At 69.4% G+C, this 15,555-nt stretch carries 15 protein-coding genes and 1 pseudogene; 8 read left to right on the forward strand and 8 right to left on the reverse strand.

Annotated elements, in window-relative coordinates:
- The first annotated feature begins 205 nt into the window (after positions 1-205).
- Positions 206-2,731, forward strand: a complete 2,526-nt coding sequence (locus DEW08_RS00185; protein ID WP_109323533.1) for a sensor domain-containing protein — start codon at positions 206-208, stop codon at positions 2,729-2,731.
- A 28-nt stretch (positions 2,732-2,759) separates the two neighbouring features.
- On the forward strand, positions 2,760-3,143 hold the full coding sequence (locus DEW08_RS00190; protein ID WP_109325210.1) for a hypothetical protein: 384 nt from the start codon (positions 2,760-2,762) through the stop codon (positions 3,141-3,143).
- A 118-nt stretch (positions 3,144-3,261) separates the two neighbouring features.
- Here DEW08_RS00190 and recA read toward each other — a convergent pair whose 3' ends face one another.
- The 8 genes from recA to flgB form a co-directional block, all read right to left on the reverse strand.
- A complete protein-coding gene (recA, locus tag DEW08_RS00195) occupies positions 3,262-4,341 on the reverse strand; it encodes a recombinase RecA (RefSeq protein WP_109323534.1) in 1,080 nt (359 codons plus the stop codon).
- Between the two features lie 216 nt (positions 4,342-4,557).
- Complete coding sequence (locus tag DEW08_RS00200; protein ID WP_109323535.1) at positions 4,558-7,062, reverse strand: hybrid sensor histidine kinase/response regulator; 2,505 nt, start codon at positions 7,060-7,062, stop codon at positions 4,558-4,560.
- 61 nt (positions 7,063-7,123) lie between these two features.
- Entirely contained in the window at positions 7,124-8,203 is a 1,080-nt protein-coding gene (gene flhB / locus DEW08_RS00205) for a flagellar biosynthesis protein FlhB (protein WP_109323538.1), read from the reverse strand.
- 19 nt (positions 8,204-8,222) lie between these two features.
- The gene (fliR, locus tag DEW08_RS00210; RefSeq protein WP_109323539.1) at positions 8,223-8,993 is read right to left on the reverse strand and encodes a flagellar biosynthetic protein FliR; all 771 of its coding nucleotides are present in this window, start codon (positions 8,991-8,993) and stop codon (positions 8,223-8,225) included.
- Positions 8,990-9,349, reverse strand: a complete 360-nt coding sequence (locus DEW08_RS00215) for a flagellar biosynthetic protein FliQ (protein ID WP_109323540.1) — start codon at positions 9,347-9,349, stop codon at positions 8,990-8,992. The genes fliR and DEW08_RS00215 overlap by 4 nt, the downstream gene beginning before the upstream one ends.
- Before the next feature lie 28 nt (positions 9,350-9,377).
- Positions 9,378-9,677, reverse strand: coding sequence for a flagellar hook-basal body complex protein FliE (gene fliE / locus DEW08_RS00220; RefSeq protein ID WP_109323541.1), 300 nt, complete (start codon positions 9,675-9,677; stop codon positions 9,378-9,380).
- Positions 9,678-9,718: 41 nt separating this feature from the next.
- Positions 9,719-10,129, reverse strand: coding sequence for a flagellar basal body rod protein FlgC (gene flgC, locus DEW08_RS00225; RefSeq protein ID WP_109323542.1), 411 nt, complete (start codon positions 10,127-10,129; stop codon positions 9,719-9,721).
- A gap of 18 nt (positions 10,130-10,147) precedes the next feature.
- Positions 10,148-10,552: a flagellar basal body rod protein FlgB gene (gene flgB / locus DEW08_RS00230; RefSeq protein ID WP_109323543.1), complete on the reverse strand. Its 405-nt coding sequence runs from the start codon at positions 10,550-10,552 to the stop codon at positions 10,148-10,150.
- A 204-nt stretch (positions 10,553-10,756) separates the two neighbouring features.
- Here flgB and DEW08_RS00235 point away from each other — a divergent pair, with 204 nt between their 5' ends.
- The 6 genes and pseudogenes from DEW08_RS00235 (at position 10,757) to DEW08_RS00260 (ending at position 15,474) form a co-directional block, all read left to right on the forward strand.
- Positions 10,757-11,347 carry a copper chaperone PCu(A)C gene (locus tag DEW08_RS00235; RefSeq protein ID WP_109323544.1) on the forward strand — a complete coding sequence of 197 codons (591 nt, stop codon included), beginning with the start codon at positions 10,757-10,759 and terminating at the stop codon, positions 11,345-11,347.
- Positions 11,348-11,513: 166 nt separating this feature from the next.
- Positions 11,514-11,807 carry an EscU/YscU/HrcU family type III secretion system export apparatus switch protein gene (locus DEW08_RS00240; protein WP_245986025.1) on the forward strand — a complete coding sequence of 98 codons (294 nt, stop codon included), beginning with the start codon at positions 11,514-11,516 and terminating at the stop codon, positions 11,805-11,807.
- Positions 11,804-12,220, forward strand: a complete 417-nt coding sequence (locus DEW08_RS00245) for a hypothetical protein (protein WP_109323550.1) — start codon at positions 11,804-11,806, stop codon at positions 12,218-12,220. The genes DEW08_RS00240 and DEW08_RS00245 overlap by 4 nt, the downstream gene beginning before the upstream one ends.
- 3 nt (positions 12,221-12,223) lie before the next feature.
- Positions 12,224-12,556 (forward strand): FliO/MopB family protein, encoded by a 333-nt coding sequence (locus tag DEW08_RS00250; protein WP_109323551.1) that lies wholly within the window; start codon positions 12,224-12,226, stop codon positions 12,554-12,556.
- Positions 12,553-13,323: a flagellar type III secretion system pore protein FliP gene (fliP, locus tag DEW08_RS00255; protein WP_168220211.1), complete on the forward strand. Its 771-nt coding sequence runs from the start codon at positions 12,553-12,555 to the stop codon at positions 13,321-13,323. Before DEW08_RS00250 ends, fliP begins: the two co-directional genes overlap by 4 nt.
- Before the next feature lie 253 nt (positions 13,324-13,576).
- Positions 13,577-15,474: pseudogene (locus tag DEW08_RS00260) on the forward strand (potassium transporter Kup).
- Positions 15,475-15,555 lie beyond the last annotated feature (81 nt).

Here is a 15,555-nt window from a genome sequence, read left to right on the forward strand (position 1 = left end):
AAGAGTAACGGCGCCCCGCCAGAGCCCTGCGGCCGGACGGGGAAGGCTTCGTGGAGCCGCGACTGCCGCGACTGCCGCGCAACGCGAAATCGGTGATCGCGACGGTCTTCATTTCTTGTTCACACCGCCTTCATTAAAGTGGCCTTTACAACGGTGAAGTGCGGGTTAACCCTCCGCCGGGCCGGGGACAGGATCGGGCGAGAGGATGGCAGGCGGCAGCATCGATCGCTATCTGCTGGCGGAAAAGGCCGGATCGGAAGGCGTGTGGGATTGGGATCTGCGGACGGATACGCTGTACCTCTCCCCCCGCTTCAAGGATTTCCTCGGCCTGCCGCCGGCCGTGACGGGTGGTCCGGACAACCGTCCCGACGACTGGCTGGCCCTCGTCCACCCCGACGACGTCGACTGGCTGCACGCGTCCTTCGAAGGACAGATGGTCGGCCTGTCCGTCCCTTTCCAGATCGAGCACCGGGTGCGGCGGGCCGACCAGCCGGATCTGGCGCTGAAGTCCGACGGCTGGCGCTGGCTGGCCTGCCGCGGCACGGCGGTGATGGACGACACCGGCGATCCGGTGCGGCTGGTCGGCTCCGTCTCCGACATCACCGAGCGCAAGCGGGCCGAGCGGGAGCTGCGCCGCAGCGAGGAGCGCTACGCGCTCGCCGCCGCCGCCAGCAACGACGGGCTCTACGACTGGGACCTCGCCGCCGGCCGGGTCTACTACTCGCCGCGCTGGCGGTCGCTGCTCGGCCTGTCCGAGGCCGAGGTGGGCGACAGCCCCGCGGAATGGCTGGACCGCGTGGCGCCGGAGGACCGGCCGGCCCTGCTGCAGGCGCTCGACCGGCTGGGCGAGCGGCGCGACGCCCCCTTCGAGATCGAATACCGCATCCGCCACGCCGACGGCGGCCTGCGCTGGATGGCCTGCCGCGGCGTCGCCGTGCTGTCGGCCGAGGGGCGGCCGGTCCGGCTGGTCGGCAGCCAGGCCGACGTCACCGACCGCAAGCTGGCAGAGCAGAGGCTGCGCGACAGCGAGGAACGCTACGCGCTCGCCGCCGCGGGTGCCGCCGACGGGCTGTGGGACTGGCGGATCGACACGGGCGAGGTCTACTACTCCCCCCGCTGGCGGGAGATGATGGGCTGCCGGGACGAGGCGCTGGCCGGCACGCTGGTGGACTGGATGAAGCGGGTCGAGCCGCTCGACCGGCCGGGACTGAACACCGCCATCTCGCTGCATCTCTCCGGCCAGCGGGAGCATCTGCAGCATGAATGCCGCATGCGCCACGCCGACGGCGGCACGCTGTGGGTGCTGATCCGCGGGCTGGCGGTGCGCGGGGCCGACGGGCGGGCCGTGCGCATGGCCGGATCGATGACCGACATCACCGCGCGCAAGCGGGCGGAGGAGCAGCTGCTCTTCGACGCCGTCCACGACACGATGACCGGACTGCCCAACCGGACCCTGCTGCTCGACCGCATCAGCCAGGCGCTGGACCGCAACCGGCGCGGCGGCGGCCGGCTGTTCGCCGCGGTGATCGTCGATCTCGACCGCTTCAAGTCGATCAACGACGCGCTCGGCACCCCGACCGGCGACCGGCTGCTGAAGGCGATCGCCGAGCGGCTGAAGGAGGTCCGGCGCATCGGCGACACGCTGGCCCGCCTGTCGGCCGACGAGTTCGGCGTCCTGATCGACGACATCGGCGACGCCAGCGACGCCGTCGAGGCGGCGGAACGCATCGCCCAGGCCATCGCCCGGCCGGTGACCCTCGACGGTCACGATCTGGTGGTCACCGCCTCCATCGGCGTCGCCCTCAGCGCCACCGGCTACGACCGGGCCGAGGACATGCTGCGCGACGCCAGCCTCGCCATGTACCGCGCCAAGTCGGGCGGACGGGCGCGCATCGACCTGTTCGACGCCAACCTGCGCCGCCAGGCCATGGCGGTGATGCGGACGGAGGCCGAGCTGCGCGCGGCGCTGGAGCAGGGGCAGCTCCGCCTCCACTACCAGCCGATCGTCACGCTGGAGGACGGCGCCGTCGCCGGCTTCGAGGCGCTGATGCGCTGGGAGCATCCGGAGCGCGGCCTGGTCCCGCCGGGGGACTTCATCCCGCTGGCCGAGGAGTCCGGGCTGATCGTGCCGATGGGCCGCTGGGCCCTGCGCGAGGCGGCGCGGCAGGCCGCCTGCTGGCAGGCGCGCTTCCCGCGGCCGCAGCCCCTGTTCATCAGCGTCAACGTCTCCTCCCGGCAGTTCCGCGACGACGACCTCGTCGGGCTGGTGCGCGAGGTGCTGGCGGAGAGCGGCATCGCGCCGTCCAGCCTGAAGCTGGAGCTGACGGAAAGCCTGCTGATGGAGGATCCCGACCGCTGCCGCGAACGGATGATGGAGATCCGCGCCATGGACGTGCGGCTGTCGATCGACGATTTCGGGACCGGCTACTCCTCGCTCGCCTACCTGCACCGCTTCCCGGTGGACACGCTGAAGATCGACCGCAGCTTCGTCCGCGCCATCAGCTCGGGCGAGAGCAACGCCGCCATCGTCCAGGTCATCGCCACGCTCGCCAGCATCCTGCAGCTCGACGCGGTCGCCGAAGGGGTGGAGACCGCAGAAGAGGCTGGCTTCCTGCAGGACATCCGGTGCAAATACGCGCAGGGCTTCCACTTCGCCCGTCCGACCCCACCTGAAGGGATCGAACGGCTGCTTGCCGAATGCCCGGCGCGGTACGCCGCCCCGGCCGGCTGACGGTTTCATCAACGGAGAATTGGTCATCATGTCGGACCGCGGCTGCGGAGAATGCACCCTGTGCTGCAAGCTGATGGGCGTGCCGGAACTGAAGAAGCCGTCCGCCAAATGGTGCGCGTCCTGCGACCAGGGCAAGGGCTGCACCATCTATGACGAGCGGCCGCAGTCCTGCCGGAACTTCCAGTGCTTCTGGCTGATGGACGAGAATTTCCCGGAGGAGTTCCGCCCGGACCGCATCCATGCGCTGGCCGCCTTCAACGACACGCCGGACAGTTGCGTCCTGCACGTCGACCCGGCCAAGCCCCGCGCCATCTCCAGCCCGGAGGTCAATGCCCTGACCGACGCCCTGCTGAAGAGCTACAAGCGCGTCTTCGTCATGTGCGGCAAGGAAAGCGCCATGCTGCAGGCGTGACGCCCCGGAAGGGCGCCCGGCCGACCCGGAACGGACGGCGGGACGGACCCGAAAGAAACAAGGCCGGCACGGGCATTCTCCCCTGCCGGCCTTTTTCGCGCCCGCCCCCGGAGTTGCCTTACTCCGGCGTGGCGGCGTCGGCGTCGGCTTCCGGGGTGCCCATCATGGCGTCGGCGACGAGGCCGGCATTGCCGCGGATCTTCGCCTCGATGGCGTCGGCCATCTCGGGATTGTTGCGCAGGTAGGTCTTCGCGTTCTCGCGGCCCTGGCCGATGCGGGTGCCGTCATAGCTGAACCACGCGCCGGACTTCTCGACCACACCGGCCTGGATGCCGAGGTCGAGCAGCTCGCCCACCTTGGACACGCCCTCGCCGTACATGATGTCGAACTCCACCACCCGGAAGGGCGGGGCCATCTTGTTCTTCACCACCTTCACGCGGGTCTGGTTGCCGACCACCGTGTCGCGGTCCTTGATCGAGCCGATGCGGCGGATGTCCAGGCGGATGGAGGCGTAGAACTTCAGCGCGTTGCCACCCGTCGTCGTCTCCGGGTTGCCGAACATCACGCCGATCTTCAGGCGGATCTGGTTGATGAAGATGACGAGGCAGTTGGACTTGGAGATCGAGCCGGTCAGCTTGCGCAGCGCCTGGCTCATCAGGCGGGCGTGCAGGCCGACGTGGCTGTCGCCCATCTCGCCCTCCAGCTCGGCCCGCGGCACCAGAGCCGCCACCGAATCGACCACCAGCACGTCGATGGCGCCGGAGCGCACCAGCGTGTCGGCGATCTCCAGCGCCTGCTCGCCGGCGTCGGGCTGGGAGATCAGCAGCTCGTCGATGTTGACGCCCAGCTTGCGGGCATAGGCCGGGTCCAGCGCATGCTCCGCGTCGACGAAGGCGCAGGTGCCGCCGTTCTTCTGGGCCTGGGCGATGGCATGCAACGCCAGCGTCGTCTTGCCCGAGCTTTCCGGCCCGTAGATTTCGATGATGCGGCCACGCGGGAAACCGCCGATGCCGAGCGCGATGTCGAGGCCGAGCGAGCCGGAGGAGATCACTTCCGTCTCGACCGTGTTCTCACGCGCGCCGAGCTTCATGATCGAACCCTTGCCGAAGGCACGTTCGATCTGGCTCAGGGCGGCGTCGAGGGCCTTCTGCTTGTCCATGGAATCCTTCTCGACCAAACGAAGCTGTGCGGACGACATGCCCGGTTCCCCTCTCTTAGACCATACGGCCGGCGCTCATGCAACGAGGCTGAACGTGCAACGAGAGTGAATGTACTCTCTTTGTTCTCGTTTGCAAGGACCAATGTTCCGCCGGCGTTCCGGTTCCGCGAGGGAGGTCGCGAGGGGGGCAGGGAGAGGAGCCGGGAGGGGCTCCGGCGATGGTCCGCGGGTATCGCGTATGGCAAGGGAGAGGCGCTATTTCCCCTCCCGGATGACCTCCTTCACCTTGCTGGCGAGCTGCTTCAGCGAGAAGGGCTTGGGCAGGAAATGGGCGACCTCCACCCCGTCGATGTCGCCCAGCCGGTCCTCGGCATAGCCGGAGATGAAGATCACCCGCATGTCCGGACGCAGCCGGCGGACGTGGCGGGCCAGCGTCGGGCCGTCCATCTGCGGCATCACCACGTCGGTGATCAGCAGGTCGATGCGCGAGCCGTTGGATTCGATCTGCTGCAGCGCCGCCTCGCCGTTCTTGGCCTCCAGCACCTGATAGCCCTTGTTGCGCAGGGCGCGGGCGGAGAAGACGCGCACCGCGTCCTCGTCCTCCACCAGCAGGATGGTGCCGGTGCCGGTCAGGTCGCTGCCGCGGCGCTCGCGCGGCTCGCCGCTGTCCACCGGCCGGATCTCGCCCTGGTGGCGGGGCAGCAGGATGGTGAAGGTGGTGCCCTCGCCCACCGCGCTGTCGACGAAGACGAAGCCGCCGGTCTGCCGCACGATGCCGTAGACGGTGGACAGGCCGAGCCCGGTGCCCGACCCGACCTCCTTGGTCGAGAAGAAGGGCTCGAAGATGCGCTGCAGGTTCTCCCGCGGGATGCCGCAGCCGGTGTCGATCACCTCGACCGAGACATAGTCGCCGGGCGGGATCGTCTCGTGCTCGCGGCGCTCGGCGTTGGCGACGGCGTAGTTGGAGGTGACGATGGTCAGCCGCCCGCCGCCGGCCATGGCGTCGCGGGCGTTGACCACCAGGTTGATGATCACCTGTTCGAGCTGGTTCTGGTCCACCTTGATGAGGCCGAGGTCGCGGCCGTGGATCATCTTCAGCTCGATGTTCTCGCCGATCAGCCGGCGCAGCAGGTTCGCCAGCTCCGCCAGCACGTCGGTGACGTTGATCACCCGCGGCTGCAGCGTCTGCTGGCGCGAGAAGGCCAGGAGCTGCCGCACCAGGTTGGCGGCCCGGTTGGCGTTCTGCTTGATCTGCATGATGTCGCTGAAGGACTGGTCGCCCGGCTTGTGCCGCAGCAGCAGCAGGTCGCAGAAGCCGATCATCGCCGTCAGCAGGTTGTTGAAGTCGTGCGCCACGCCGCCGGCGAGCTGGCCGACCGCCTGCATCTTCTGCGACTGGGCGAACTGCGCCTCCAGGCTCTTGCGCTCGGTCATGTCGATGAAGTGCAGGATCAGCCCGGCGGCGCCGTCCGGCCCCACCCCGCCCAGCCGGCGGGCGTAGAGCTGGGCGCTCAGCTCCCGCCCGGCGGACAGGCGGATTTCCAGCGGGGCCGCCGGATCGCCGCCGCCCTGCACCTCCTTCAGCCGCTCCGCCACCATGTCGCGCTCGGCCGGGACGATCAGGTCCGGCATGGGGCGGCCGATCACCTCCTGCGCGGCGCTGCCGATCAGCGCCAGGAAGGCCTCGTTGCATTCCGCCAGCCGGCCGTGCTCGTCCACCAGGGCGATGCCGATCGGCGCGTCCTCGAAGAAGCGCTGGAAGCGCTGTTCGGACAGGCGCAGCGCCTCCTGCCACTCGCGCTCCGGCGTCAGGTCGCGCACCACCGACCGGGTGTGGACCTGCCGCCCGTCCTCCGCCCGCACCACCGTCTGCGCCACCGAGGCCTGGAAGCGCCGGCCGCCCGGCCCGCGCATCGCCAGCTCGCCGCGCTGCTCCGGCCCGCCGCCCTCGAACAGGTCGTAGGGCGCGGCGCCCGCCGGCGGCGTCGCCAGCATCTCGTGCAGCGTCCGCCCGCCTTCCACCAGATCGGTCGGGGAACAGCCGAGCCACTTGGCCAGCGTCGCGTTGACGAACAGGAAATGGCCGTCCTGGTCGACGGAGAAGAAGCCAACCGGCGCATGGTCCATGAAATCGACCAGCTTGGCCTGCTCCCGCAGCATCACCTGCTCCAGCTCGCGCCGGGCGGTGATGTCCTCGACCCGCCAGTGGACCGAGCCGGGAAAGCCGTAGACCGGCTGGCCCTGCAGGCGCAGCCAGACCGGCGGGCGCCCCTCGTACGGCACGGCCAGCTCGGCCGAGGCCGCGGTACCGGCCCGCACGCGCTCGCGCAGGCGGCGGAACTCGGCCAGCCCGTCGGGATCGCCGGCGAAGCGGCGCTCCAGCGCGTCCAGCGGCCGTTCGCCGTCGCGCCAGCCCGACAGCTCGCGGAAGGCGCCGTTGATGAAGACCACGTTGTCGTCGCCGTCGCACAGCAGCTGCCCGGCCGGCAGCCCTTCCAGCGCGCCGCCCAGCAGAAGGCCGAGCCGGCTCGACCGCCGCGTCGCCGAGGCCGCGCGCCCGACCAGCAGGGCGACCCCCGCCGCCGCCGCCAGCGTACCGGCCCAGGCCACCGGATCATTGTCGATCAGCAGCCCGCCGGCCAGCCCGGCCAGCCCGAGCGGAGCGAGCGCATACAGCAGCGCCGTGGCGACGGGGTGCCCGGACCCGGACCACCTCCCGCCGCGCCGGGGTTCATCGACAAGAGAGGTTGCGTCGTTCACCGGAACTCCAGACCAGCCGTTCACCACCCATAACACTTCAACCAAGGTGGCGTCCGGTGCCTCAATGACGCAAGGACCGCCCCTTCAGTTTGAACACGTAAGTGATCACCTCCGCGACCGCACGATAGTGCTCGGACGGGACTTCCTCGTCGATATCGCATGCGGCATAGAGCGCACGGGCAAGCGGCGGATTCTCCACCACGGGCACCTCGTTCGCTTCCGCGACCTCGCGGATTTTGAAGGCGACCTGATCCACGCCTTTCGCGAGCACGAGAGGCGCACTCATCTTGGTGGGGTCGTACTTCAGCGCTACCGCGAAGTGGGTCGGGTTGGTCACCACCACGTCGGCCTCGGGCACCGCCGCCATCATGCGCTTGCGCGCCCGCTCGAAGCGGATCTGGCGGATGCGGCCCTTCACCATGGGGTCGCCTTCCTGCTGCTTGTGCTCGTCCTTCACCTCCTGCTTCGTCATGCGCATGTTCTTGTTGTACTCGTAGCGCTGCCAGAACAGGTCGCCGGCGGCGATGACGGTCAGCACCGCCAGCACGCCGGCCAGCAGGCGGAAGGCCAGCACGTCCATCTCCCGCACCATCGCCATCATGTCGATGCCGATGAAATGCTCGATGCCCGTGAACATCGGCTGCAGGCAGAGGTAGGAGACCGCCCCCACCACCGCCAGCTTGGCGAGGCTCTTCAGAAGCTCGACGCCCTGCGTGCTCAGCTTGAACATGCGGCCGAACCCGGCGATGGGGTTCAGCTTTTCCAGCTTGGGCTGGATCAGCTCCCACGAGACGCTGAACCCCTTCTGGCTGACGGTCGCAAGGACGCTGGCGATCACCAGCAGCACGATCGGCAGCCACAGCGCCCACAGGGTATCCGACATCACGCGGAACAGGACGGCTCCCACCCCGCCGCGGTCCAGCGTGATTCCGTCGACGTTCTCCAGGTAATAGTTCAGCCGTAGCATCAACCCCTTCAGGGTTCCCGGCACCACGGACAACAGAAGGACCAGCATCGCCGCGACCATCAGCCAGTTGCCGAGTTCGCGCGTCATCGCGTACTGGCCCTTCTTGTGGGCCTCGTCGAGCTTCTTCTGTGTCGGCTCTTCTGTTTTGGAGGACTCGTCCGCGTCTTCGGACACCGGCAGTCTCCTTTCGCGCTCAGGTCGGCTTCAGGAAGTCGACGAAGGTCGACTCGAAGTGGCTCAGCCAGAACATCATCATCGCCGCCAGCGTCAGGGCGAACATGAACAGCCCGAGCGCCACCTGGACGGAGGTGAAGAGGAAGAACACCTGGATCTGCGGCGCCAGCTTGTTCAGCAGCCCCAGCGCCAGCGCGAACAGCAGCCCGGTGATCAGGAAGGGCGCGGACATCTGCACGCCCAGCAGGAAGCTCTTGGAAACGAGCTGCGAGACCACGTTCGCCATGTCGTCCACCGCGATCGCCCCGCCCGGCGCGAAGGTGGCGTAGCTGTCGATCACCGCCATGATCAGCAGATGGTGCAGGTCGGTGATGAACAGCAGCAGCAGCCCCAGCCAGCCCATCAGGGCGCCCGGCAGCGATCCCTGCGTCGCCATCGCCGGGTTGAAGATCTGCGCGTTGGCGAGGCCGGCCTGCAGGCTGATGATGGTGCCGGCCACCTCCAGCGCCCCCATCAGCAGCCGCGCCACGGTGCCGAGGAAGATGCCGACCCCCATCTCGCCCACCAGCAGGACCAGCAGGCGGAACAGGTCGGTCGGCACGGGCGGGATCTGCGGCCGCAGGACCGGCGCCACCACGACCGAGACGGCCAGCGAGAACAGCAGGCGCGTGCGGGCGGAGACGAAGGCGTCGCCGATGGTCGGCATCACGCTGAAGGCCGTGCCCACCCGGGCGAAGACGAGGAGCCAGACGAAGAGCTGGTCGCCCACCAGTTGCGACAGCGCGTTCATCCGCCGGGATCGGTGACCGGGGCCGGCGTCACGCCGGTGCCGGGCGTGACCGGAACGCCGTTCGCCCCGGCCCCGGGATTGGCCCCCACCCCGATGGCGACGATGCGGTCGGCGACCTCGTGCTGGAAGAACTCCGTCAGCTCGCCCAGCATGAAGGGCATCAGCAGGATCGACAGGCCGAAGACCAGCAGCACCTTCGGCACCATCGCCAGCGTCTGCTCGCTGATCTGGGTCACCGCCTGGAAGACGGAGATCACCGTGCCCACCGCCATCATGATGACGAGGATCGGCCCGGCGACCATCACCAGCGTGATGATCGAGGTGCGGCAGATCTCGATGACTTCCGTTTCGCTCATGACGGCGGGACCGGGGACAGGCGCGCCGTCAGATCGGCATGCGCAGGATTTCCTGGTAGGCGTTCAGCACCTTGTCGCGCACCGCCGTGACGGTCTGCAGCGTCACCTCGGCGTTGCTGACCGCCTGGACGACGTCGGTCAGGTCGGCCTTGCCCACGGCGGCCAGCGCCGACATGGTCTCGCCCTTCTGCAGGGAGCCGACGGCCTCCTTCGCCACCTCCTCCAGCGCGTCGCCGAAGCTGGCGCCGTCGCGCGGCGCCATCCCCCCGCCGACGGTCTTGGCGGCGGTGGCGGCGTAGGCCGCGGCGGCATTGACGGGGTTGACCATGGGACCGGCTCCGTGACTGGGGTGGAGTGCTGCCGAGCGGCTCAGCTGCGCAGGATGTCTATGGTGCGCGTCAGCATCTGGCGCGCGTTGTCGATGGCGGACAGGTTGGCTTCGTAGCTGCGCTGGGCCTCGCGGATGTCCATCGCCTCGACCACCGAGTTCACGTTGGGCAGCAGCACGTAGCCGTCGGCGTCGGCCGAGGGGTGCGAGGGGTCGTAGCGGCGCTGGAAGTCCCTCTTGTCCACGTCGATCTTGGCGACGCGGACGGTGTCGACCCCCATCTGGCGGTCCAGCACGTTCTGGAAGACCACCACCTTGCGGCGGTAGGGCAGATCGCCCGGCGTTTCCGCCGTGGTGTTGATGTTGGCCAGGTTCTCCGCGATCACCTTCAGCCGGGTGCCCTGCGCCTTCATGCCGGCGGCCGAGGCCGCCATGGCCTTGTAGAGGTCCATCCCTCAGCCCTCCTGCCGTCAGCTGCCGGTGCGGATCGCGGATTTGATCATCGCGACCTGCTTCTTGTAGAGGTTGGTGATGGTCTGGTAGTCCATCACCGTCTGGCCCTGGCGGATCATCTGGTCCTCCAGGATGACGTTGTTGCCGTCCGGCGCCGTCTCGTAGGGGTCGCGGACCTTCTGGTCCTTGGCGATTCCGCCGGGGCCGCGCGTACCGGCCAGATGGGCGGCGTTGGTCGCGGACGGCGTCAGGCGCCGGTTGTCGGTCAGCGCGTCGCGGAAGGTGAAGGGCTTCAGGTCGCGCGACTTGTACTCCGGCGTGTCGGCGTTGGCGATGTTCTGCGCCAGCACCTCCTGCCGCTGGGTCAGCCAACCCATCTTGCGCGACATCAGCTTGAAGAGGCCGAGATTGCCGAGGTCCATGGCCGTCCACCGAAAACAGGCGACGGCACCCGCCGCAGACCGGCGGATGCGTCCATCAGGCCCGATGGTCGTCCCTTTGCGTTAATGAAGGATGAATCCGGACCGGCGCGCGATGCCCGGCCATGCCCTTCGGCCGTCTGGACCTGCAATCTCCGGCTGGCTAGGGTGGCCGGCGTCCAAGAAGAACGCAACCGGGAACCAACCATGATCGCCAGACTTGCCGCCGTCGCCGTCGCCGCCACCGTTGCCCTGGGCGCCCTGTGCGGACCGGCCGCCGCCGCCGAGGGCGTGGCCGCCACCGACGCCTGGGCGCGCGCCGGCGCCCCCGCCGCCAAGGCCGGGGCCGCCTTCCTGACCCTGACCAACCAGGGCGCCGCCGCCGACCGGCTGGTCGCCGCCGAGAGCCCGGTGGCCGACAAGACCGAGCTGCACACCCACCTGATGGACAACGGCGTGATGAAGATGCGCCCGGTCGACGCCATCGAGCTGCCGCCGGGCTCCCCCGTCATGCTGAAGCCGGGCGGGCTGCACGTCATGTTCCTCGGCCTGAAGCAGCCGCTGACCGAGGGGGCGCGCTTCCCGGTCACGCTGGTCTTCGAGAAGGCCGGACGGCTGACCGTCGACGTCACCGTGCAGGGCGCCGCCGCCATGGGACCCGGCGGGATGGGCGCCGGGGCGATGGGCCAGGGCCACATGAACCCCGGCCACATGAACCCGGGCCACATGAACCCGGGCCATATGGGGCAGGGCGGCATGATGAACCAGGCGCCGGCCGGCACGCCGCAAAAGCAGTAGGCCTGACCTTCGGAGGAGGCCTTCATACTTCATTAAGCCTGTTGGGCCAGGATGCGCGGATCGCATCTGGCCCAACGGCAGGTTTTCCTTGGCCGCGTCGCCCCGAGACTCCGTCGCTTCCCGCCAGTCCCGTCCGGCTGGCCGCCCGGCCCCCCGGCCGGTCGCGGTGGCGCTGAAGTACGAGCTGGGCACCAACACGCTGCCGCGGATCGTCGCCACCGGCAAGGGCACGGTGGCCGAGCAGATCCTGGAGATCGCCTTCGCCAACGGCGTGAAGGTGCGCGAGGACGCCGATCTGGTGGAGGTGCTGGCGGCGGTGGACGTCGACAGCGACATCCCGGTGGAGGCGATCGCCGCGGTCGCCGAGATCCTCGCCTATGTCTACCGCGCCAACGGCACCTTTCCGCCCGAACCGGGGCCGCCCGAACCGGAGCCGCCCGAACCCGGAGACGACGCATGACCGCGCCCGCTCCGCTGCTGCGCGACATCGCCACGCTGGCCGCCGCCCTCGACGAGGCGCGGACCCAGGCCGAGTCCGGCGCCCCGCTCGACCTCTCGGGGCTGGAGGCGCGGGCGGCCGAGCTGTGTGCCGCCGCGCAGCGGCTGCCGCGGGCGGAGGCCGCCCCGGCCGTCGTCCATCTGCAGAACCTGCTGGACGCGCTGGACGCCCTGGGAAAGGCGCTGTCCGCCCAGCACGCCGCGCTGGCCGCCGCCCTCGCCGAGGCGGCCGAAGGCCGGCCCGACCCGCACACCGCCCGGCAGCGCGCCTCCGCCCTCTACCGCCGCGCCGCCGCGCCGGACGGCAGCCCGGGCGCGGCGAGCGGCTCCGGTCCCGACCGTCCCGCCCCTCCCCCGCAAGACACGCCGTCCTGACCCATGGACCTTGACCAGTACGTCCGTTTCGCCGCCGCCCTTCTCTTCGTCGTCGCGCTGATCGTCGCGGTGGCCTGGATGATGCGCCGCATGGGGCTGGGGGGTGCCACCACCGCCGCCGCCCGGCACCGCCGCCTCGGCGTGGTGGAGATCCTGCCGCTGGACGCCAAGCGGCGCCTGGTGCTGGTCCGCCGCGACAACCGCGAGCACCTGATCCTGCTGAGCGCCGCCGGCGACCTTCTGGTCGAATCCGGCGTGCAGGAGGAGTTCCTCCACGCCCTGGCGGAAGCGGCCCCGCATGCCCGGCCGCACGGCGAGGAGGACGGCGCGCCATGACCGGCCGCGACCTCGGCAAGAGGCTGGCGCTGGCCGGCCTGCTGGCGCTCGTCCTCGGGACGGCGGGCGCCCTGCTCGCCCCGCCGGCCCTGGCGCAGAGCGTGACCTTCGACCTGGGCGACGCCGGCGGCACCACCACCGGGCGCATCGTCCAGCTCATCGCGCTGATGACGGTGCTGTCGCTCGCCCCGTCGATCCTCATCATGATGACGGCCTTCACCCGCATCGTGATCGTGCTGTCCTTCCTGCGCTCGGCCCTCGGCGTGCAGCAGGTGCCGCCGAACACCGTCATGGTGTCGCTGGCGCTGTTCCTGACCTTCTTCGTCATGGCCCCGGTGTTCGAGCGCAGCTACACCCAGGGCATCCAGCCGCTGATCAACCAGGACATCGACGAGATGGAGGCCTTCCGCCGCACGACGGCGCCGCTGCGGGAGTTCATGCTGAACCACACCGGCGAGAAGGACCTGCGGCTGTTCCTCGACATGGCGCGGATCGAGACCTTGCAGGAGCCCTCGCAGACCCCGCTGCATGTGCTGGTGCCGGCCTTCATGATCTCGGAAATCAAGCGGGCGTTCGAGATCGGGTTCCTGCTGTTCCTGCCCTTCCTGATCATCGACATGGTGGTGTCCTCCATCCTGATGTCGATGGGCATGATGATGCTGCCGCCGACCATGGTGGCGATTCCCTTCAAGATCATCTTCTTCGTCCTGGTCGACGGCTGGCATCTGATCGCCGGCTCGCTCGCCCGCAGCTTCGGGACGGTTTAGCGTCAAGATGGTATATCCGGGCGGCTGCGCACTTCGTCGCAGCCCCCGCCCCCGCCCGGCGGCGGGTGCAAGACTCGCTGGCGTCGACCGGCGGAAACGCGTATGAGGTTCAGACGGGCAGGCGCCGTCCCGCAGTCCGGACACCGGTCCGGCAAGGGTTCGGGGTGGTGCCGGCCGCAAGATCCGAGGTTATCTTCGTCCCGGTGGTTATCTTCGTCCCCGTCTGGGCAAAACACGGACCTCATCCGACCGCATGACAGACTCTACTTTGAAGGCCGCGGCGCCCGATACGGGAAAGCTGGCGACGTTGACGCTCGGCGCCTTGGGCGTCGTCTTCGGCGACATCGGGACGAGCCCGCTCTATACCCTGCGCGAATGCTTCGGGGGGAGCACGGGCTGCCGCTGACGCCGGACAACATCATGGGGATCATGTCCCTGGTGTTCTGGGCGCTGATCATCGTCGTGACGGTGAAGTACGTCCTGTTCGTCATGCGGGCCGACAACAAGGGCGAGGGCGGCATCCTGTCGCTGCTGGCTCTGGCGACCAACAGCCGGCCGGACTCCACCGGGAAGCTCAGCTTCCTGATGATCCTCGGCCTGTGCGGCGCGGCGCTGTTCTACGGCGACGGCATGATCACCCCCGCCATGTCCGTGCTGTCGGCCGTGGAAGGGCTGGAGGTGGCGGAGCCGGCGCTGGAGTCGGTGGTGGTCCCGCTGACCATCGCCATCCTGATCGCGCTCTTCACCATCCAGAGCCACGGGACCACCCGGGTCGGCGCGCTGTTCGGCCCGATCATGATGACATGGTTCACCACGCTCGGCATGCTGGGGCTGATCGAGGTCGTGCAGCAGCCGGGCATCCTCGCCGCCTTCGACCCGCGCTATGCCGTCGGCTTCTTCCAGGCCAACGGGGCGGTCGGCTTCCTCGTGCTGGGCGCGGTCGTGCTGGCGGTGACCGGCGGCGAGGCGCTCTACGCCGACATGGGCCATTTCGGCCGCCTGCCGATCAAGCTCGCCTGGCTGTGCGTGGTGCTGCCGGCGCTGCTGCTGAACTATCTCGGGCAGTGCGCCCTGCTGCTGACCGATCCGGAAGCGGTGCGCAGCCCCTTCTATCTGCTGGCGCCCGATTGGGGGCTCTACCCGCTGATCGCGCTGTCCACCGCGGCGACCGTCATCGCCAGCCAGGCCGTCATCTCCGGCGTCTTCTCGCTGACCCGGCAGGCCGTCCAGCTCGGCCTCTGCCCGCGCCTGCACATCCGCCACACCTCCAGCGAGGAGGAGGGGCAGATCTACATCCCGCGCGCCAACTGGGGCCTGCTGCTCGCCATCATCGGGCTGGTCCTGTGGTTCCAGTCCTCCAGCAAGCTGGCCGCCGCCTACGGCATCGCGGTCACCGGCGACATGATCATCACCACCATCCTGGCGCTGGTCGTCGCCCATATCCGCTGGAAGTGGAGCCTGCCGCTCTGCCTCACGCTCGGCGCCCTGTTCCTGTCGGTGGACCTGTCCTTCTTCGCGGCCAACGCGGTGAAGATCCCGCATGGCGGCTGGGTCCCGCTGGTGATCGCCGCCATCACCGTCGGGCTGATGTCCACCTGGCGCCGCGGCCGCGCGGTGCTGGGCCAGCGGCTGGCGGAGGAGTCCCTGCCGCTCGACGCCTTCGTGCAGCGCCAGGCCAAGTCGACCGACATCCACCGGGTGAAGGGCACGGCGGTCTTCATGACCTCCAGCTCCAACACCGTGCCGATCGCCCTGCTGCACAACCTGAAGCACAATCAGGTGATGCACGAGCGCGTCGTCTTCGTGACGGTGGTGGTGGAGGACGTGCCGCGCGTCCCGGCCAAGGAGCGCGTGGTGGTGGAGGGGCTGGCCGACGGCTTCTACCGCCTGACCGTCCGCTACGGCTTCTCGCAGGAGCCGAACATCCCCAAGGCGCTGCGCCTGTGCAAGGCCTTCGGGCTGGAGTTCGACGTCATGCAGACGTCCTTCTTCCTCGGCCGCGAGACGCTGATCCCGCAGATGAACTCGCAGATGGCGCTGTGGCGCGAGAAGCTGTTCGTCCTGATGGCCCGCACCTCGGTCAGCGCCACCGACTTCTTCCGCCTGCCGCCCAACCGGGTGGTGGAGCTGGGCACGCAGGTGCAGCTGTAGCGGGCGACGCGGCTGCCGGCGGAGCCGCCGCGCAGCCGCCCCACGCAACCGGCGCCCGACCCGGCACCCGACGCGCCGGCC

Origin of the sequence: Azospirillum thermophilum (genome assembly GCF_003130795.1) — a bacterium.
Classification (GTDB): domain Bacteria; phylum Pseudomonadota; class Alphaproteobacteria; order Azospirillales; family Azospirillaceae; genus Azospirillum; species Azospirillum thermophilum.